The sequence below is a fragment of the Paraburkholderia sp. GAS448 genome, assembly GCF_050435685.1.
In the GTDB taxonomy this organism is placed as follows: Bacteria; Pseudomonadota; Gammaproteobacteria; order Burkholderiales; family Burkholderiaceae; genus Paraburkholderia.
The window spans coordinates 56,409-76,844 of sequence record NZ_JBNDKT010000002.1 but is presented as its reverse complement, the minus strand read 5'-3'; the positions used below and the strand labels follow the sequence as shown (position 1 = coordinate 76,844).

16 protein-coding genes are annotated in these 20,436 nt (G+C 63.7%); 4 read left to right on the top strand and 12 right to left on the bottom strand.

Translation table 11 applies throughout. The features are described from left to right. Positions 1-21: 21 nt before the first annotated feature. The 3 genes from P3T23_RS03995 to P3T23_RS03985 form a co-directional block, all read right to left on the bottom strand. On the bottom strand, positions 22-1,113 hold the full coding sequence (locus P3T23_RS03995) for a porin (protein ID WP_429314909.1): 1,092 nt from the start codon (positions 1,111-1,113) through the stop codon (positions 22-24). A 180-nt stretch (positions 1,114-1,293) separates the two neighbouring features. After that, entirely contained in the window at positions 1,294-2,646 is a 1,353-nt protein-coding gene (locus P3T23_RS03990) for a GntP family permease (protein WP_429314908.1), read from the bottom strand. A gap of 78 nt (positions 2,647-2,724) precedes the next feature. Next, the gene (locus tag P3T23_RS03985) at positions 2,725-3,255 is read right to left on the bottom strand and encodes a gluconokinase (RefSeq protein ID WP_429315338.1); all 531 of its coding nucleotides are present in this window, start codon (positions 3,253-3,255) and stop codon (positions 2,725-2,727) included. 169 nt (positions 3,256-3,424) lie between these two features. On the opposite strand from P3T23_RS03985, the gene P3T23_RS03980 reads away from it, so the two are divergent. Then, positions 3,425-4,453 (top strand): LacI family DNA-binding transcriptional regulator, encoded by a 1,029-nt coding sequence (locus P3T23_RS03980; protein WP_429314907.1) that lies wholly within the window; start codon positions 3,425-3,427, stop codon positions 4,451-4,453. A 40-nt stretch (positions 4,454-4,493) separates the two neighbouring features. On the opposite strand, the gene P3T23_RS03975 is transcribed toward P3T23_RS03980, so the two are convergent. Further along, positions 4,494-8,114, bottom strand: a complete 3,621-nt coding sequence (locus tag P3T23_RS03975) for an indolepyruvate ferredoxin oxidoreductase family protein (RefSeq protein WP_429314906.1) — start codon at positions 8,112-8,114, stop codon at positions 4,494-4,496. A gap of 233 nt (positions 8,115-8,347) precedes the next feature. On the opposite strand from P3T23_RS03975, the gene P3T23_RS03970 reads away from it, so the two are divergent. Next, the gene (locus P3T23_RS03970) at positions 8,348-8,959 is read left to right on the top strand and encodes a glutathione S-transferase family protein (protein ID WP_429314905.1); all 612 of its coding nucleotides are present in this window, start codon (positions 8,348-8,350) and stop codon (positions 8,957-8,959) included. Positions 8,960-8,992: 33 nt separating this feature from the next. Here the strand turns inward: P3T23_RS03970 and P3T23_RS03965 are convergent, their stop codons facing one another. The 8 genes from P3T23_RS03965 to P3T23_RS03930 all read right to left on the bottom strand — a co-directional run bounded on the left by P3T23_RS03965 (position 8,993) and on the right by P3T23_RS03930 (position 17,584). After that, complete coding sequence (locus P3T23_RS03965) at positions 8,993-9,967, bottom strand: ion channel (RefSeq protein WP_429314904.1); 975 nt, start codon at positions 9,965-9,967, stop codon at positions 8,993-8,995. Between the two features lie 154 nt (positions 9,968-10,121). Then, positions 10,122-10,367, bottom strand: a complete 246-nt coding sequence (locus tag P3T23_RS03960) for a hypothetical protein (protein ID WP_429314903.1) — start codon at positions 10,365-10,367, stop codon at positions 10,122-10,124. Positions 10,368-10,474: 107 nt separating this feature from the next. Continuing rightward, positions 10,475-10,696, bottom strand: coding sequence for a hypothetical protein (locus P3T23_RS03955; protein WP_429314902.1), 222 nt, complete (start codon positions 10,694-10,696; stop codon positions 10,475-10,477). A 185-nt stretch (positions 10,697-10,881) separates the two neighbouring features. Continuing rightward, positions 10,882-11,796, bottom strand: a complete 915-nt coding sequence (locus P3T23_RS03950; RefSeq protein ID WP_429314901.1) for a carbohydrate kinase family protein — start codon at positions 11,794-11,796, stop codon at positions 10,882-10,884. A gap of 5 nt (positions 11,797-11,801) precedes the next feature. After that, entirely contained in the window at positions 11,802-13,082 is a 1,281-nt protein-coding gene (locus P3T23_RS03945; protein ID WP_429314900.1) for an AGE family epimerase/isomerase, read from the bottom strand. Beyond that, complete coding sequence (locus P3T23_RS03940) at positions 13,079-14,065, bottom strand: LacI family DNA-binding transcriptional regulator (RefSeq protein WP_429314899.1); 987 nt, start codon at positions 14,063-14,065, stop codon at positions 13,079-13,081. The genes P3T23_RS03945 and P3T23_RS03940 overlap by 4 nt, the downstream gene beginning before the upstream one ends. Positions 14,066-14,478: 413 nt before the next feature. Next, complete coding sequence (locus P3T23_RS03935; protein WP_429314898.1) at positions 14,479-16,326, bottom strand: EAL domain-containing protein; 1,848 nt, start codon at positions 16,324-16,326, stop codon at positions 14,479-14,481. Between the two features lie 232 nt (positions 16,327-16,558). Then, positions 16,559-17,584 (bottom strand): bile acid:sodium symporter family protein, encoded by a 1,026-nt coding sequence (locus tag P3T23_RS03930; RefSeq protein WP_429314897.1) that lies wholly within the window; start codon positions 17,582-17,584, stop codon positions 16,559-16,561. 559 nt (positions 17,585-18,143) lie between these two features. Between P3T23_RS03930 and P3T23_RS03925 the strand changes: the two genes are divergently transcribed. Both P3T23_RS03925 and P3T23_RS03920 read left to right on the top strand, forming a co-directional pair. Further along, positions 18,144-18,635, top strand: coding sequence for a hypothetical protein (locus P3T23_RS03925; protein ID WP_429314896.1), 492 nt, complete (start codon positions 18,144-18,146; stop codon positions 18,633-18,635). Between the two features lie 646 nt (positions 18,636-19,281). Beyond that, complete coding sequence (locus P3T23_RS03920; protein WP_429314895.1) at positions 19,282-20,358, top strand: porin; 1,077 nt, start codon at positions 19,282-19,284, stop codon at positions 20,356-20,358. Positions 20,359-20,436 lie beyond the last annotated feature (78 nt).

Sequence of the window (20,436 nt, the reverse complement as noted above, 5' to 3'; positions counted from 1 at the left end):
TGCAGATTGAGGACGGGCGCATCAGAACCGGTGCAGGATGCCCGCGATCGCGGCGGTCTGGATGCCGGTTGACGAAGGATTCGACAGGCCGTTGATCCACGCGGCCCCGCCACTGCCATGCATGTAGATCACGTTCAGATACAGGTCAGTGCGCTTGGACAGGTAGTAGCTCGCGTTGCCGCCAATCTGGTGATACTTCGCGTTGCCACTGGCCGACTGGTGCACGGTCGTAAAGTCGTAGCCCACACCGAGTTGCCAGGCGGGCGTCGCCCAGTATTGGGCACTCGCCTCGTAGTTCGAAAAGTCTTTGTTGCCGGTCGGCATCTCGAAGTTCGACTGCGTGTGGAGCAGCGCAACGGTCAGTGCGCCGATCGTGTATGCGCCGCCGACGCCCCAGATCTCCTGACGCTGCACGTTCGAGACCACCGAGGTCGGGTAGTAGTTATCCGACGGAATCGCGCCGGTGGTGTTCAGGCCGGGGTGGTCCAGCAGTGCGTAGGCTGCATCGATGCGCAGCGGACCGTTCGCGTACTGGGCTCCGACGCTCCAGCTACGGTTGTTCGCCGCGCTCGTGTCGTTCGAGAATGCGTAGAGCGCCTCGGCCTGCAGCCCCTTGATCCGTGGCGAGGTGTATTTGACTGAATTGTCGGAGCGGAAAGTATTGTTCAGGTCATCGTTGTCATACAGGATGTTGCCGAACTGCGTAAAGTTGCCGACGCCGTCGTTGGACAGGTAGTCCTGGACCGGATTGAACTGGCGACCGGCGGTGACAGCACCCCAGGTGTCACTGCTGAGGCCGACCCATGCGCCACGACCGAACAGGCGACCGCCCTGTTTCAGCGCGCCGCTGTAGGTGTCAAAGCCGTTTTCGAGCCGGAAAATCGCGTGCAGGCCGTCACCCAGATCCTCGGTGCCCTTGAAGCCCCAGCGCGAGCCCTGCTGATTGCCCGCCGTCGCCTGAATCAGACTCTTGCCGCCCTGATTGCTGGTGTAGGTGAAGCCACTGTCGACGATCCCATAGATCGTCACGCTGCTCTGTGCGTGCGCCATGCCCGGTCCGACACCGACGAGCGCAAGCAGGGAAATGCCTGCGACCTTGGCCGGCCATCGCACGTCGGAAAAGTTTGCCCCTGCTCGCGCCAAACCTGTTTTAAGTGATTTATTTAGCATAGCTGATGATATGGATTTGTTGGATTTTTTCAAGAGTGCGTCTCCTCCTGGTTCTAATCCGGTTGGTAAAAAAAGCTCCGCTTTACTGTTCTTTCGGTCTCTGGGCGGAGGCAAACAGGAAACTCAGACGAACACTGACAGGGTCATGATCAGAATGATCGCGACGATGGAGACGATGGTTTCCATCACCGTCCACGTCTTGAAGGTTTCGGCGACCGTCATGTTGAAGTACTGCTTGACGAGCCAGAAGCCTGCATCGTTGACATGCGACAGAATCAGCGAACCTGCGCCGGTTGCAAGCACCAGCAGTTCGCGGTTGACGCCCGGCACCATGGCCACCACCGGGGCAACGATGCCGGCGCCGGTGATTGTCGCTACGGTTGCGGATCCCGTCGCCACCCGGATCACTGCCGCGACAAGCCACGCAAGCAGGATCGGCGAAATGTGCGCGTGCACCGCCATCTGGCCAATCGCGTCACCCACACCGCTTGCTACGAGCATCTGCTTGAAGCCACCACCGGCGCCGATGATCAGAATGATCGCGGCCACCGGTGCGAGGCTGGCGTCGACAAACTTCAGCACCTGTTTCGCGTCGAAACCGCGCGCGGCGCCGAAGGTGTACAGGGAAAGCAGCAGCGCGACGAGCAAGGCGGTGATCGGATGGCCGATCATGTCCATCCAGACACGCAAGGTGCTGTGTTGGTCGAGGACGATATCCGCAAACGTCTTGAGCAGCATCAGGAAGACGGGCAGCAGCACTGTCGCCAGCGTCACGGTGAAACCCGGCAGATCCCGGGCTTCGGACTCGTGCGCCAACTGGTCGAGCAATTCCTGCGACGGCGAACCCGGAACGTATCTGGCGATGAACGAACCGAACAGCGGGCCAGCGATGATTGCCGTCGGCAGGCCGACGATCAGGCCATAAAAGATGGTCTTGCCGATGTCGGCGCCAAATACGCCGATTGCCAGCAGCGGCCCGGGGTGAGGCGGCACCAGTCCGTGGACGACCGAGAGCCCCGCGAGCAACGGCACGCCGACCTTGATCAACGGCACGCCGGTACGCCTCGCCACAATGAAGACCAGCGGAATCAGCAGCACGAAGCCGATCTCGAAGAACAGCGGAATGCCGACCAGAAAGGCGGCGCACATCATCGCCCATTGCACCCGCTCCCGGCCGAACGCGCCCACCAGGGTGCGCGCAATCTGGTCCGCTCCGCCGGACTCGGCCATCATCTTGCCCAGCATGGTGCCAAGCCCGAGAACAATGCCGACAAAGCCCAGTACGCCGCCGAACCCGTCCTGGAACGACTGCATGATCTTCGCGACCGGCATGCCGGATGTCAGGCCGACGAAGCCGGCCGCCAGCGTGAGCGCGATAAAGGGATGAATCCTGAAGCGCGTAATCAGCAGGATGAGCCCGACGATCGCAATCAGCGCGTCGAGCAGTAAAGAAATGTTGCTGGGCAAGCCAGACATAGTGATCCCCGAGGTTAGAGGTCCGCTGTTTCCCGATTTCGGTATGGTGCGGGCAGGCAAAAATAAGATAGCGCTATCTCAAGCGACCGAAGCAATCTGGAACGGATTGCGAGTCTCGCACCAGGCAGTCGCCACCCGGGTAATTCCGGTGAGCGGCAACGTGGCGTCGACCGTGAGTGTCAAGGGTTCATCAAGTGGCGCTTCGAGGTCGGCAAACTGGCTGGCGACCAGCGTGGCCGGCATGAAATGATTGCCGCGCCCGGCAACGCGCCTTGCAGCAACCTCACGCGGCAGATTCAGGAACAGAAAACCGAGCCCCGGCACAGCCTGGCGGAGCCGCTCGCGATAGCGGCGCTTGAGCGCTGAGCATGCCAATACAGGCCGCTCATGCGCCATGAGCGCACGGCTGAGTTCGCTCGCGAGCCGCTCCAGCCAGCCGGCCCTGTCAACGTCACCAAGCGGGATGCCGGCGCGCATCTTCGCAACGTTCGCTGCCGGATGGAACTCGTCGCCTTCGATCAGGTACCCGCCGATTTGCTTCGCCAGCGCCGCTGCAACGCTGCTTTTGCCACAGCCGGCCACGCCCATCACCACCATTGCAGACATCATCTCGTTCAATTCAACCTCATCCATGTCTTAAGACAGCGCTATCTTTGCTGCCCGAAGAAACCGGCCGTTCACGGCCGATCCAGTTGTCGACAGCTCTGCAGCAGGCTTTTTCTACTTCTTGCGTCGAACCTTTGTATAACAGCAGAGGTAGCGCTATCCTAGACGTCTTATGGCAAATTCGACACGCAGGAAAACCCGAGGTACTGGTCGCCCGACGCTTGAAGAGGTTGCGCGCCGCGCCGGGGTGAGCACAATCACCGCGTCGCGCGCATTGCGCGGCGTCAACACGGTCGCGCAGGAACTCGTGCAACGCGTCCGGGACGCGGCGCAGGAACTGGGCTATGTGACCAATGCGGCGGCACGGGCACTCGCGTCCGCGCGCAGCGAGGTGGTCGCGGTGCTTGTCCCATCGCTGTCCAATCTCGTTTTCGTCGATGTGCTCGAGTCGATTCACCGCGTGCTCAGGCCGCACGGTTTCGAGATCCTGATCGGCAACTCGCATTACGCGCGCGAGGACCAGGAAGACCTGATCCGCCATTATCTCGCCTCCCCGCCAAGCGGCATGATCGTGACCGGGTCCGAATGCACCGAAGCGGCGTGGCGCATGATCGATGCGAGTGGCGTGCCCTGTGTTCATATCATGGAACTCTCACGCGGCCCCGGCGTGTATTGCGTTGGCTTCGCGCAGGTGAGCGCCGGCCAGACCGCCGCCGAACACCTGATCGCGCGCGGCCGCACCCGCAACGCGTTCGTCGCGGCGCAACTTGACCCGCGGATCATGCAGCGTGGCGAGGGCTTTCGCCGGACGCTGCAAAAGGCGGGGTTGTACGACCCCGCGCTCGAGTTTCTGTCGCCGGCACCGTCCTCGATCGGACTCGGCTGCGACCTGTTCGCGCAGATCATGGAGCGGCGCCCGGACGTCGACGGCATTTTCTTTGGCAACGACGACCTGGCGCAAGGCGCGCTACTCGAGGCGCTGCGCCGCGGCGTGTCCGTGCCGGGCAACGTCGCGATGGTTGGCTTCAACGACCTGCCCGGATCGGCCCATTCGTTCCCGCGCCTGACGACGATCCGCACGCCTCGCGCCGAAGTCGGTCGCCGCGCCGCGCTCATGCTACTTGCGATGATCAGGGGCGAGCCGGTGGCCGAACCGGTGGTCGACCTGGGTTTTGAACTCGTTGTACGCGAGAGCTCCTGAATCCGGCAACCCGGTCTGCGCGCGGTCCATAAACGCTGGCTCACTTCGTTACCACCACCGGAATGCCGCTCAACGCACCGCTGCCACGCATCTGCGCGAGCGCTGCCTGCACGACTGCGGACGTTGCGGGCTCGATGTTCAGCGCACGGCTCGCCGAACGCTCACGTGCTTTCGCAGCGACCAGACTGTTCAGCTTCACCGGACCATAGCCGCGCACGCGCTGCATGACCTGCGCGAACTCGACTGCTTCGTCCATCGTGGCGGGCGTCAGCACGCGCAGCAGGGCTTCGGTCGTTGCTTCGTAGTCTGTCGCCAGCGCACGTTCCATCCGGCGTTCCAGCGAGCGGCCGAACGGATCGAGCGGCGTGCCGCGCAGCGCGCGGACCTTCGCGAGGCCGCCGAGCACCGGCCACATCCACTGGCCGAACTTCACCTTCTTCGGACGCTCGCCGTGGGCGGCGCGCGTCACGGTCGGCGGCGCCATGTTGAAGCCGATGCGGAAGTCGCGGCCAGCAACGCCTTCGAACTGCGCTTCGATTGCGCGCCTGAACGAGCCGTCCGCATAAAGACGCGCGACTTCGTACTCGTCCTTGACCGCGAGCAGCTTGAAGAACGTTGTAGCGACTGCGCGCGTCAGCGGTTCGCTGGCCGGTTTGTCTGCGGCGCCCGAAGCCCGCTGCTCCGCCGCGCGTACCTTGTCGACCAGCGCGCGGAAGCGCTTGACGTATGCTGCGCCACCGTAAGCCGCCAGACGTGTTTCACGATCGGCGATCACGGCATCGACATCGCGCGCCGAGTCGCTGGGGACCGAGAACGGTAATGCAATCGCATCGGCACGCGTTTGCAGCAGCGCATCGAGCGCCGCAGGATCCGCCGCCGCGACGCGGCCGATCGCGAACGCCAGCTTGTTCGCTTCGACCGCGACGTTGTTCAGTTCGATCGCCCGCGTCAGCGCCTCGAACGACACCGGCACGAGGCCGAGTTGCCACGCGAAACCGAGCATCAGGATGTTCGCGCCGATCGTGTCGCCGAGGAAGCGGCTGGCGAGCGCCTGCGCATCGCACGTCGACAGACGTTCATCCCCTGCTGCATGACGCATCTTGTCGATCAGGGCGTCCGCGTGCAGGTTCGCATCGGGATTCTGCACGAACGACGCGTTCGGAATCGCATGCGTGTTCACGACGATGCGCGTGCGGCCGTGGCGCACGGTCTGCAGCGCATCGCCGCTCGCGCCGACCACCATGTCGCACGCGAGCAGCACGTCGGCCTGCTGCGTATCGATACGCACCTGGTTGAGCCACTCGTCGCGCGCGGCGAAACGCACGAACGACAGCACCGAGCCCCCCTTCTGCGCGAAGCCCATGAAGTCCAGCACGGAAGCGCTCTTGCCTTCGAGGTGCGCAGCCATGCTGATCAGCGCACCGACCGTCACAACCCCCGTGCCGCCGACGCCCGTCACGAGGATGTCGTACGGGGCGGCGTCGAGATGCGTCGCCGGCGTGGGCAGTGCCGCGATCTTCTTCGCGAGCGCGGCCGGGTCGAATGCGGCGCCTGCGGCCTTCTTCAGCTTGCCGCCTTCGACCGTCACGAAACTCGGGCAGAAGCCGTTCACGCACGAGTAATCCTTGTTGCACGACGACTGATCGATGCGGCGCTTGCGGCCGAGCGTCGTCTCGAGCGGCTCGACCGACAGGCAGTTCGATTGCACGCCGCAATCGCCACAGCCTTCACAGACGGCCTCGTTGATGAAGAGACGCTTGTCCGGATCGGGGAATTCGCCTTTCTTCCTGCGGCGACGCTTTTCTGCCGCGCAGGTCTGGTCGTAGATGAGGACCGTCACGCCGTCGATGTCGCGTAACTGGCGCTGCACCGCGTCGAGCTCGCTGCGATGGTGGAACGTCGTGCCCTTCGGAAAGAGGTCGTGGTGGCCGTCATACTTTTCCGGCTCGTCGCTTACGACGACGAATTTCGACACGCCTTCGGCTTCCACCTGCCGAGCAATCTGCGGCACCGAGATGCTGCCGTCCACCGGCTGGCCGCCCGTCATCGCGACCGCATCGTTGTAGAGAATCTTGTAGGTGATCGTGGTCCTGGCCGCGACCGCCTGACGGATCGCAAGGATGCCTGAATGGAAGTACGTGCCGTCGCCGAGGTTCTGGAACACGTGGCGCGTCTTCGTGAACATCGAATGCGACGCCCAGTCGACGCCCTCGCCGCCCATCTGGATGAGTCCTGTCGTATCGCGCTCCATCCACGACGCCATGAAGTGGCAGCCGATGCCGGCCTGTGCGATCGAGCCTTCGGGCACCTTCGTCGATGTGTTGTGCGGGCAACCCGAGCAGAAGTACGGCGTGCGCTTTACGGCGTCGGCCGCGTTCGACAGAATCTGCGGCGCCACCAGATCGACCACGCGCTCACGACGGTCGAGCGCGGGCTTGTGCCGCGCGAGCCAGTTCGCGAACACCGGCAGGACGCGCGATGGCCGCAGTTCGCCTAGCGACGACAGCAGCAACGAGCCGTCTTCGGCATACTTGCCGAGCACGGCGGGACGTGCGCCTTCGCGGCGGTTGTACAGATAGTCCTTGATCTGCTGTTCGATGACGGGGCCTTTCTCCTCGATCACCAGCACTTCCGACAGACCTTCGACGAACCTGTCGATGCGCGTCATTTCGAGCGGGAACGACAGGCCGACCTTGTAGATCCGCACGCCCGCCGCTTCCAGATCGGCGACGGTGACGTCGAGCCGCCGCAGCGCTTCCATCAGGTCGAGGTGGGCCTTGCCGCAGGTCACGATGCCGACATTCGCATGCGGGCTCGGTGCGATCCATTTGTCGATGCTGTTGGTGCGCGCAAAGTGCCGCACGGCATTCAGCTTGGCTTCGAGCCGCGCTTCGATCGACAGGCTCGGCAGGTCGGGCCAGCGGTTGTGCAGACCATCGGCGGGCGGCTGGAAATCCGCTGGAATGGTCCATTCGGTTTGCAGCGCGTCCAGGTCGACGGTCGAACCCGATTCGACCGTCTCCGAAATCGCCTTGTAGCCGACCCATGCGCCGGAGAAGCGCGACAGCGCCCAGCCGTAGAGGCCGAATTCGAGCATGTCCGCGATGTTCGACGGATTCACCACCGGCATGTGCCACGCCATCAAGGCGAAGTCGCTCTGATGCGGCATCGACGAAGACACGCAGCCGTGGTCGTCGCCCGCTACCACCAGTACGCCGCCATGCTGCGATGAGCCGTACGCGTTGCCGTGCTTCAGCGCGTCGCCCGCGCGGTCGACGCCCGGGCCTTTGCCGTACCACATCGCAAACACGCCTTCGACGGTGCGCTCCGGGTCCGACTCGACCCGCTGTGTGCCGAGCACGGCGGTGCCGCCGAGTTCTTCGTTGATCGCGGGCAGGAAGCGGATGTCGCTGGCGGCGAGCAGTTTCGTCGCCTTCCACAACTGCTGGTCGACCATGCCGAGCGGCGAGCCGCGATAGCCGCTGATGAAACCGGCGGTGTTCAGGCCATGCTCACGGTCGAGCGCGCGCTGCATCAGCGCGAGGCGCACGAGCGCCTGGGTGCCGGTCAGGAAGATGCGGCCGCGGGTGGCGGTCAGATTGTCGGAAAGACGGTAATCGGCGAGGGCGGGGGTGCCGTCGACAGGCAGTCGTGCGGTCATCGGGGAAGTCTCCTTGTTTTGGTCTCGCGCGAACGGGGCAACGCCACAGCGGCTTCGCAACGAAAGAGCCTCTATTTTTCAGCGCCGATAGGAGAAATTTATTGCTAACTGAAGGGGGCAAGTCACTGATCGCGCGAGCCGCCCTGCGTTTTCGGTGGGGTTTTGAGTGAGTTCTACCGCGGGTGCCGGGGTTGCGTTACGCTGAGGGCGTCCTAACGCATTGGGAGCCGACCATGAAACTCTATTACTGGCCGAAAACGCGTGCCTTCCGTGCGCTGTGGATGCTGGAGGAGATCGGCGCGCCGTACCACATCGAGCACGTCAACATCCGTGCGGGCGAACAGGGCTCCCCGGCATTCCGTCACCTCAATCCGATGACCAAGCTGCCCGCGCTCGACGACAACGGCGTGCACGTCTCGGAATCCGGTGCGGTGCTGCTGTATCTCGCCGACAAATTCCCGGCGGCCGGTCTCGGCGCGACGCTCGACGATCCGTTGCGCGGCCGTTTCCTGCAGTGGCTCTTTTTCACGCCTGGCTGTCTCGAACCGGCGATGGCCGAGAAAATGACCGGGTCGCCCGGTAATACGTTCAGCTTCGGCTGGGGTGATTTCGATCGCGTGCAGCAGGCGATCGAAACCGCGCTCGAAGAAGGCGAGTGGTTGCTGGGCGAGCGTTTCAGCGCCGCCGACCTGCTGCTCGCCGGCACGCTGCAGATCGCCTTCATGGCGAAGCTGCTGGAGCCGAAGGGCCGCTTCGGCGACTATGTGGAACGCGCGGTATCGCGCGATGGACATGCGCGGGCGCTGGCGGTCGAACAAAGAGAAATTGCCGCGCTCAAGAAGTAGCGGCAAAGAGCGGCAGGCGCGGCGGGTGTGGCCTCAGGGGTGCATTGCCTGCGACTCGTCCGCTGTGTGCATTTCGTGCGGTTCGAGGGGCACGACTTCATCGAAATGCGAGTAGTCGATGTGGCTCACGCCATCCTTTTCGAGCAGCACGTCCACGTAGCGATGCTGCCAGCGGATCTCGCTGTTGGACCAGGAATGCCGCGCGGCCATCGTCTGCGACGTGGTTTCGTCCGTGCCTTCGATGGTGATGAGCAGCGATGCGTCGCATTTTTCGAGCGTCTCGGCGGTTTCGCCGAATAACGGGCTTTCTTCGTCGATGATGTGCATCAGGTTCCAGCCCAGCAGAAACATTGGATGCTGGTCGCGCACGAGCTTCAGGTCGTGAATCTTGCGCATCGAAAAGCCTTCGAACGTCGTCTCATGGCGCATCAGCCGCAGCTTGGCCTGCGCTTCCGCGATCACATTCTGACGGGCGTTGGCGGCGCGCACCATCAGCGTCATGCGACCGTCGATTGGCCGCACGATGGCATAGCGGGCGAAGATGATTTTCGCGCGCGGCCGCGAGAAGCGGGCGAATATCAGGCCCGTGGCGAGCGCGATGCCCGACATCCCGATGAAAATCTCCAGCGTGGCAATGAGGTGCCCGTAGACGGTTTGCGGATGCATGTCGCCGTATCCAACCGTCGCCAGCGTTTCGACGCTGAAGAAGAACGCGCCGGCGAAGCCTTGCGGCGCCTGGTTGGCGATGGCCGCGTGGCCGAGCAGGTAGAGCGTCGCGAAGACGGTATTGAGCAGCAGGAACAGGCAGGCCAGCGACGCAAAGAATACCGGCCAGCTGATCACCAGCGCACGGTGATAGAGATCCTGCCAGAGCGGCATCGGCAGACCATGCGCGATGACGACCCGTGAGCCGGTTTGCAGCCTGCGAATACGTTCGCGCCCTGGGCGCGGTTGTGCGGCGGCGGTGGACTCCGGGCTGCGTGGGCGGTCTGACGTATCGAGGGCCATCGCGTTTCGGTGGGGTGGACGGTGGGGTGGCAAACGCGCAAAGCGTAGCACGCCAGGGTCCGCGCCGATCGGGCGAGCGCGATGCAGGTGTGGCGGTTTAGCCGTCAACAGCTATCAGTGAGCCGCTCAGCCAGACACGTGGCGAAACAGACGCTCAGGGAAACGCGCGAGGTTTGGGAATGCCGGCGCCGTGATCGATGTCGGCGACAGCCTGGCGGTGTGCGGACTCGACCGCTTCGGTCGCATCGCCGTAACCGTCGTCGCCGCCGACCGTGGTCCACGGTTGCACCGGCTTGTCGCGATGCCGTATTTCGTATTCCGCGTCCCAGCGCGCGCCCTGTAGTTCGAGCGGGCGCACATGGATCGCATATACGCCGTAGAGGAAGAGCTGTTCAGCCATCTTCGCCTCCAGCCGGTTTCGTCCGGGGATGGCGCCGCATGTTGACGTTAGCCGCGGCGCCGTGTCTGCATGAATTTGTGACCGGTACTGGCGCGTGGAGTTCGCGCCTAGAATTCGATTTCGCCGAGGATGCGATGCGCGAGCGCCTTGGCTTCTTCGAGCGCTTCCTCCGGAGTGGCCGAGGTGGCTTCGACCTCGTAGAGGGTGTTCTCCTGCTCGTCGCCGTCGTCGCGCGCGAGAGAAACCACGCCCCGGTACAGGCCGTCATCTACCGGCCGGACCGCCGCGGTCGCGGTGTAGATTCCTTTCGTGTAGGTGACGTCCTCCATGATGCAACTCCTGCAAGGGGGAGATTCCATCGTAGCACGCAGATTGACGGCCTACCGTCGTGCAATAAAGAACGTTTCATGACTTGTGTTCAAGGACGCGCGGGAGGCGCGTCCTTCACCGTCATCAGGGGCAGGAAATCACGCGGCGCCCTGACCGCTTCCCGCTGTGCGAAGTGACGCCGGCTTCACCCTTCCAGCAACGCGACGACCTCATCGAGCGTCGGCGAATGCGCGCCCGAATGACGGCATGCCGCCGCCCCCGCCGCCAGCGCAAACGCGAGATGCTCGGGCCACTTGCGTTGCGGCGCGCTCATCAGACTGAACAGCAGGCCGCCGATCGACGCATCACCCGCGCCGACCGTGTCCACCACCTCGACGCGCGGCGGGCGGCCTTCGAAGGTGCTGTCGCCGACGTATAGCGTCGCCGTCTCCGGGCCGCGCGTGACGAGCACGTTCGCGGCGGGATTCAGCGTGCGCAGTTGCGCGAGCGCGCTGGCTTCGCCGCTGGTCTTGAACAGGAGCCGCAGGTCTTCGTCGGATACCTTGATGAGATCGGCGAGCGCGGCCATCCTGCGCAGGATCGGCTCGTAGCCGTGCTCCATCAGGTTGCGGTAATTCGGGTCGAAGCTGATCTTCACGCCACGCGCGCGCAGATCGGCGGCGAGTTTTGCAAGCGTATCGCCGAGCGGCTGGCGCACGAGGCTGATACAGCCGAAGTGCGCCCACCTGACCTGGTCCATCCACCCGGCCGGCAGCAGCGACGGATCGAAGGCGAGATCGGCGCTGTTGTCGCCCATGAAGAAGTAGGTCGGCGGATGTGTCTCGTGAACCACGGCGAGAAGCGGCGAACGTTCGACGCGCTGCATGAAGCGCATGTCGAGATCGGCCGCGACGCTGGCGTTCCAGATTGCATCGGAGAAGTAGTCCTTGCCGAGCGCGCCGACCGAAGCCGTGCGCAGCCCGAGCCGCGCGACGGCGCGTGCGACGTTCCAGCCGGCGCCGCCTGGCACCGATAGCCAGCGCGAATCGTCGGTACGCACAAGGTCGGTGAGGATGTCGCCGGCCGAAACGAAAAGCGGGAATTCCGTGCTTGCGGTCATGTTGGTCACCGTGCGGAGTCAGAAGGGGCGTCCGTGCCCGGCAGTGCATGCATCAGCACTTCGTAGCATGCGCCCATGGTGTGATAGTCGGTCTTGCCGGCGGGGCTTTTCTCATCGCTGTACTTGCGGTTGTCGCAGGTGAGGATGCGATACCACGCGCCGTACCTGTGGTCGACGAAATGCGCCCAGCTATAACGCCAGATCTCGTCGTACCAGTCCCAGAAGCGTTCGTTGCCGGTGCGTTTGCCGAGCAGCGCCGCTGTCGCGAAGGTTTCGGCCTGCACCCAGAAATACTTGTCGTGGTCGCACACGGTGCGGTCCGGGCCGAAGCCGTAGTAGAGGCCGCCGTGGTCCTCGTCCCATGCGTGCGCCATCGCGGCGTCGAACAGTTCGATCGCGCGCGGCAACAGCCACGGCAACGGACGGTGGCGCTCCAGGATCAGCAGCAGCTTCGCCCATTCGGTCTGGTGGCCTGGCTGGAAGCCCCACGGACGGAAGATGTTCGAACTGTCCTCTTCGTTGTAGTGCCAGTCGACGGACCAGTCCGCGTGAAAGTGTTCCCACACGAGCCCTTGCGACAGCTTCGCCTGCCGCAACGTGATGTTCGACGCGACCCGCTCCGCGCGATCCAGATACACGAGGTGGCCGGTCGCTTCATACGCGGCGAGGAGCGCCTCGGTGGTGTGCATGTTCGCGTTCTGGCCACGATAGCTGGACACGCGCCAGTCGGCGCTTGCCTCGTCGGCGTATAAGCCCGCGGCGGCGTCCCAGAAGCGATGCTCCATCAGCTCGAAGGTCGCGCCGATCATTGGCCTCGCTTCTTCGATGCCGGCCATCGCCGCATGCGAATACGCGAGCAGCACGAATGCCAGGCCGTAGCAGTGGCGCGTCGAATCGAGCGCGCGCTTGTGGCCGTCGCGCCAGTCGACTTCCCAGTCATAGCCTTCGTGGTGCGCATCCCAGTGCGCATCGTGCAGGAAGCGCAGGCCGTGGCGTGCGTATTCGAGATGCTGCGGGTCGCCGAACTGACGATACGCCATCGCATAGTTGAACACGTAGCGGCAACTGCTGACGAGGTGGCGCGTCGTGCGGTTGTAGACCGAACCGTCGTCGCGGAAGAAGTGGAAGAAGCCGCCGCTCGGGTCCAGCACGTTCGGCGCATAGAAGCGCAGGGTGTCCTGGATGTGCGAGAGCAGGAAGTTGCGCTCGCGGTAACTGGCGACGGGCGGCACGGGTACAGGTTCTCCCGCATGCGGATTGGCGTGATTCAGGTCGGGCTGCTTCATGGCTTTTTCACCGAGGTGCTGGCACGGACAATGAGATGGACAGGCAGGCGGACTTCTGTTTCGGCAGGTGCGTCTTCGAGCAGCAGCTCGACGCCGCGCCGGCCAAGCGCTTCCTTGTCGATGGAGATGGTCGACAGCGGCGGCACGGAGTGGCTTGCGGCGGGAATATCGTCGAAGCCGATGATGGCGATGTCTTCAGGGACGCGCACGCCGCGCGCGAGGCACACGCGCATGGCGGCGAGCGCGGCGGCGTCGTTGTAGGCGAACACGGCATCCGGGCGCGGCCCGGGGGCGTCGAGCAGACGCGCCATCGCGAGTGCGGCGCCGGCGTCGGGGTCGAGGCCGGCGTCGATCGGCACTTCGAGCGACGGGTCGAACAGCAGCCCCGCTTCGAAGAACGCACGCCGGTAACCGAGCGCGCGCTGGGCGATGCTGAAGTGCGCGAGCGAGCCGCCGATGAAGGCAATACGCGTGCGCTTCTGCGCGAACAGATGCTGCATGGCGAGCGCGGCGCCGCCGACGTTGTCGAGGTTCACCGACCGCAGGCCGGGTGCCCACAGGTCGATCAGCACCAGCGGGCGCTGCATCGCGACGAGCGTCGCGAGCGTTTCCGGCTCGACGAAACCGGCGACGGCCACTGCGTCGGGCGCGTGCAGCCGCATCTGCTGGACGACGTCTTCGGTCGGCCCGGCGGTCAGGACAGACGGCACGATGCCGCGTTCGCGGCAGGCATCCTCGACGCCGTGGAGCACGTGCGAGAAGAACGGGCTGACCGCAAAGTTGTTGTGCTGGCGATGCAGGAGAAACGTGAGCCGGCGGATGCGCGGGCGCAGTTGCGCCGCGTCGTAGCCGAGCCGGCGCGCGGTCTCGACGACGCGCAGACGCGTGGCGTCCGACAGACCGGGCTGGTTTTTCAGTGCTCGTGAGACGGTGCCGATCGACACGCTGGCCGCGCGCGCGACGTCACGGATGGTTGTCCCCATGTATTCGCGTCGGCCACCGAGGGAGGCCGCAGGTGTTTCCGAGTCCGGTGATTGTATAGTAAAAAGGACCGGGCAAAACCCTCGGTACGCCTGTTTGATACGCGTAAATACCCGTACTTAGTGGCTGCGTTCCATTATTATTTGTTTAGTAAAATAAACTAAACTGCGCATCGGAACCCGCTTTGTCGCGACTGGAGCGACTCCTCGCGCATTGCCTGCGCCGCCGCTATCCGGAAAATCGCCACCGCCTCGCGCAATGCCGTGCGGTAGCCGCGCATGGGGCACAGGAAAGTGGATGTCCACGACCGGACCCCTACGATGCAGGAAAGTCGTGTCAGCTTGATGTTGTTCTGTCGGCCCGATGCGCTCGGCTCAGCGATAGCGCGTGAACCTGCGGCGAACGCCTGTGCGTATCAATCGATCAGCACGTCGGCAGCGTCGATGCGTCCGCGCAGCAAGGCATCGCTTTCGCTTTCGTCGATCAGTACGAAACCCGACGGATCCTGCTTGGCGCGGCGCTTCGCGAGCGCCGCAACCGAAGCGATCTCTTCGCTCGTGCAGTGCGCCGTGTTGTTCCTGGGGTTCACGCACACGCCGCCGACCGCCATCGTGACGAAGCTGAAGAACGTCGCATTGCCGCGCCGGTCTTCGCCGTGAATGCCGCCGGCTAGCCGGTCGGCCGGTGCGTAGAAACGCCGGGCGCCTTCGTTGAAAGCGTGAATCGCGCGCAACGCGCGTTCGCGCCAGTCGTCGCTCTGGAACAGGATCAGGAAGTCGTCGCCTCCGACGTGACCGAGAAAGTCGCGCGTCGGATCGCACACCTCGGCGAGTACGGCGGCCGCGAACTTCAGGACTTCGTCGCCCTGCCAGTAGCCGTATTCGTCGTTGAATGGCTTGAAGTCGTTCAGGTCGACGTAACACGCGTAGAACACCGCGTCATTGCTGACGAGCCGCGCGATATGCGAGCTGATCGGAATGTTGCCCGGCAGGAACGTCAGCGGGTTCGCGTAGCGCGCCGCTTCGATGCGCACCTCGGTGACGGCGCGCACGAGCTTTTCTCCGGTGCCGAGGCCGGCGTATCGGCCGTTGTCCGTGATGACGAAACCATCGGCGAGATAGCGCTGGTCGTCGCTGGCCAGGAGCTTCGCCATCTGCTCGACGGTCATCGATTTCTCGATGACGACCGGCGACGCGTTCGCAAACAGCAGGCACGGGCGCTTGCCGAAGAGCTCACGATGATACGGCAGCGCGTAGCGGTCCATGAACGAACGGCGGTTGATCAGGGCGATTGGCTCGTCGCGCTCCACGACCGCGACGGCGTGCAGAGCCGGAAGACGGTTGAAGAGTTCGAGCACGTCGTTGTTCGTCGCCTGGCGCGGCAGCGCGGGCGCATGCACTAGCATTTTTTCCGACGCCATGCCGCCTGAAGGCGACGCGCCCAGCGTGCGCGTCGTTTCCGGGAACACGGCGATGTGGTGGGCGCGGATGGCCTGACTGGCCTCGTCGGCGATGAGGCGCGCCGGCTGCGCGTTGGGCCTACCGAAGAAATAGCCCTGTCCACAGCCGATGCCCATGTCGCGCACGACGATCAGGTCGGCCTCGTTCTCGATGCCTTCCGCGACGAGCTTCGCGCCGCTCGCGTTTGCGAAGTGCTGCATGGCCCGCACGGCTTCGAACTTGAGCGGATCGCTGGCGATGTCATGGATGAAGAAGCGGTCGATCTTCACGACGTCCGGCTGCAGGCGGACCCACAGGTTCATGCTGGCGTTCGCGGTGCCGTAGTCGTCGAGCGCGAACTGTGCGCCGGCCGTGCGTAACGCCGCGATCACAGGCAGAAAATTGCTGAAGTCGGGAATCGCGCTCTGCTCGGTCAGCTCGATCACGATCCGCCCCGGGTTGACGCCCGCATGATGCAGCAGCGCGAGCGTGCTGTCGCGCGCAGCCGCGAGGTCCCGCATGGCGCCTGCGCTGAAGTTGAGAAACAGCTTGCCTTCGCACTTCAGGAGCGCGAAGGCTTCGAGGCAGGTGCGCGCGGCGGCCCGCTCCAGTGCAATCCCGCAGCCTTCGATGGCCGCCTGTGCAAAAAGCGCGTAGGGCGTTTCGACCGACGTGCCTGCCGGCCCGCGAATCAGCCCCTCGTAGCCGAGAATCGCGCCGTTGTCGAAGTCGACGATCGGCTGAAACACCGCCGACAGGCTACGCCGGGCGATCAGATCTTCGATGCTCGGTGCGGATGAGTCGGGGGACGGGCGGACGGACATGAGCGGCTGCCGAAAACGAGGGAAGTGGCCGCCTTATCGGCCGTGATGCGCACAAATTAAATGAATATTTAATGACGCGTTGCCCTGATATGGTGCGTGCGACTATGCCACCTGGCCAGGCAGACGGCGCGCGCGTTCCAGCGTGAAATAGCAAAAAAAGCCGCACGAGGCGGCTTTTGTCTGATCACGCGGAGGAGAGGCTATGGATCTGTCGTTCGATGCATCCGCGCATTCAGCGGCGCGCAACCGCAGCGGGTGCGCGTTCCTTGCTGGTGGTGCGTTGTTCGTTACCCATGTCGCGCGCGCCCCAGCGTTGCGCGAGTGCGGCGCATACCATCAGCTGGATCTGATGGAACAGCATCAGCGGCAGCACCACCGCACCGACCGCGTGCGACGCGAAGATCACCTTCGCCATCGGCACGCCCGCCGCGAGGCTTTTTTTCGAACCGCAGAAGATGATGGTGATCTGGTCAGCGCGATTGAAGCCGAGCCGTTTGCTCACGAACATGGTGATGCCGAGCGCGAGCGCCAGCAGCACCGCGCAGACCACGAGCAGGCCGGCCAACGCGGCGAGCGGGATGTGATGCCACAGGCCTTCGTTGACTGCCTCGCTGAACGCCGCATAGACCACCAGCAGGATCGACCCCTGGTCGACGAATTTCAGCACGCCGCGATTGCGTTCGATCCACCCGCCGATCACCGGGCGCAGCAATTGCCCGGCCACGAACGGCACCAGCAGTTGCAGCACGATGTTCCATACCGTATGCCAGGCCGAGGTGCCCCCCGCAGCCTGATTCGTGACCACGAGGCTCACGAGTGCCGGAGTGATGAAGATGCCGAGCAGGCTCGATGCCGACGCGCTGCATACGGCGGCGGGCACGTTGCCTTTGGCAATCGACGTGAACGCGATGGACGACTGGACCGTCGATGGCAGGGTGCAGAGGAAGAGAATCCCCGCGTAGAGCGCCGGCGTGACGAGCGGCGAAAGGAGCGGTTTAAGCGCGAGGCCGAGCAGCGGAAACAACGCGAACGTGCTGAGCAGCACAACCAGATGCAATCGCCAGTGCGTCGCGCCCGCCACGATCGCTTCGCGTGACAGCTTCGCGCCATGCAGGAAAAACAGCAGACCGACGGCAATGTTCGTCAGCCAGTTGAACCCAACGGCGGCCTCGCCCTGAACGGGCAAGAGGCTCGCCAGGATGACGGTGCCCACGAGGCACAGGGTGAAGTTGTCGGGAAGCAGTTTTGGGCGAGCCATCTGGAAATCTCGAAGCGGTGTGTTCAGTGCGGCCTGCAAACGCTGACATGCGCGGCTGCCGTGCGCGCAGGCCGTGCGGCCAGTGGGTGTTATGAAAACATCTATTGTCCGGCGAAGTCGATTAAATATGCAAATTCATTTGAAGAATCGATTAATGCGGAATGCGCATGCGGCCGTGCCACGCTTTTAGTCTGCTCAATTGTTCCGATTTCGGTCTGTGCAATCGCGCCGGTCGGATTTACCGAGCGTCATTTGCGGTCGCTGCGCGCGCATCTTCCGGTAGTCCTTATCGATGAATGGCGGGCATTTTCCCGAAAAAACCTAGCGGTAACACGGTGTTACAACCCTTCCCCAGGCATAACACTTTTTGGCTCGACACGATTTGGAGCCGCCCATAAATTACTGCACAACGGCTATTGGAATATCGGACGGCGTAATTGTTGCGCGCCGGTCGCGCTAGTTTCAAAACGGTTTCGTCGACGCTCGAAGGCGAATCCGTGGCGCATCGTCGGGCAGGTTGACTATCGTGGAAGCAGGGTATTCGAACAGGAGGCACTGGGTGTTGGGCGCGCTTGTCGCAGCCCTGGTCTCGTTCGCCCATGCGAAACCTGCGCCGGTGCCGCATGCCGCTGACGGCATGCATGGCGGTGGCTCCGGCAACTATGCGCGGTCACATCAGGATGCCCGGGCAGGTGGACGCTGGTACGGCATGCCGTCTGATCGCGGCGCACCGGCGGATCGGAATGTACACGGGCAACGCGCTCTCAACGGCCCCGCTTATGGCGCGGGTCATGGCTCGCCGCCGCGAATGGCCGGTCAGGATCGATCGTGGCACCCGGATGACGGCATGCGTTACGCCGGCGCGATCACGCCTGTAAGCACCGAAGGACGCCCTGTGCCGCGGCCGCCGGCCAATGCACCCATCGTCCGCGCGGGTTCGATCCGGGCAGACGTTGCCCGCTACAACGAGGAGCGAGGCGCGGCCCGCCCGATCCCGCATCCGCCAGATGACGTTCAAAGGCCGCCAGCGCCTTCGACCTATCGCAACTGAAGCAACTGATTCGTCTGATCCTGCCAGCCCAGGCGGTTCGCCGTCGGACAACTCACCACTTCGCTACTCCGCTGCTGCTTCCACTCAGGCTGCCGCCAGGTTAGCCGCCCCGCCAGTTTCGTCCTTCCAGTCTCGCTTCCTCCCAACCTGACGGCAATGCCGATTGCGCGTTCCTGTTAGCTGACGTCGTCATCTCTGTCGATCTAACCGTCTCGCCGCGCCTTCATGTCGGCACCCGGCCGCTGGATTGACGCGCGCGCGCCACACTTTTGTGAAAAATCGGGCAGTGCGGACGCCTCGCGCACGAGACCGCGCCTCCTGTTGCGGCGATGCGACTGGAGCCGCGCATTCAACCACCCGTAGCCGTTTCCAGTCACCCCGGCCGCGTCCGCAGGCGCTGGACGGCATGTAGACTTGCGGCCCGCCAATCGTACGAGCGTGCTTTAGCAGGACGTTATTCGACGAAACTAACCCGGCTCATATACCGGCAATAACCAGCCATATTTCTTTTCATAAAAATGGTCCGCAAAGATGGTCTCCGCTCACTGACCCAGATCAGCTCGACGACCTGACGGACAACTACAACAGTTCGCGCGAGCCACCCATCGCGCCAGCCACGCACACTTTTGACAAGACTGGAGAATTCATGAATACAAACGTCAGCCGCGCGCTGAGAACAACGCTCAAGGCAAGTGTCATTGCCGGCCTCCTGGCAGGCGCATCGACCGCTTTTGCGCAGTCGAGCGTTCAGCTTTACGGTCAGGTCGACGAATGGGTTGGTGCGCAGAAATTCCCTGGCGGCGAGCGTGCGTGGCAGGTGTCCGGCGGCGGGATGTCGACGTCGTACTGGGGCATGAAAGGCGCAGAAGATCTAGGTGGCGGCTATAAGGCGATCTTCACCCTCGAAGGGTTCTTCCGCGCGCAGAACGGTCAATATGGACGCTTCACAGGCGACACGATGTTCTCCCGCAACGCGTACGTCGGCATCGAGTCGCCCTACGGCACGCTGACGGCAGGCCGCCTGACGACGGACCTGTTCGTCTCGACGATCCTCTTCAATCCGTTCATCGACTCGTACGTCTTCTCGCCGATGGTGTACCACGTGTACCTCGGACTCGGCACGTTCCCGACATACACGACGGACCAGGGCGTCGTCGGTGATTCGGGCTGGAACAACGCGGTGCAGTATTCGACGCCGAACTTCAACGGCCTGAGCGGCAACGTAATGTACGCGCTCGGCAACACGGCCGGCCAGAACGGTGCGAAGAAGTACAGCGCGCAGTTCCTGTACTTCCATGGTGCGTTCGCGGCGACGGGCGTCTATCAATACGTGAACTTCAACAACAGCCCGGGGGACCTGGACAGTCTCGTGACGGGGATGAAGAGCCAGGGCGTCGGCCAGCTTGGCCTGTCGTATGACTTCAAGTTCGTGAAGCTTTACGGCCAGTACATGTACACGTCGAACAACCAGCAGATCAGCGGCTGGCACGTCAATACCGCGCAGGGCGGCGTGACCGTGCCGGCGGGGCCGGGCACGATCATGGCGTCGTATGCTTACTCGCGTGACTCGGGCGGTCTCGACCAGACGCGTCAAACGGCGGCGGTCGGCTACGACTACCCGCTCTCCAAACGCACCGATGTCTACGCGGCCTACCTGTACGACCACATCAGCCGTCAGTCGAGCGGCGACACGTTTGGCGTCGGTATCCGCGCGAAGTTCTAGGCCCCGCTTCCCGGGCCACTTTCAGGACGGGCGCCGCGACGCCTGCACAAAAGCGTAAGCAGCAAGACAGAGGCCCCT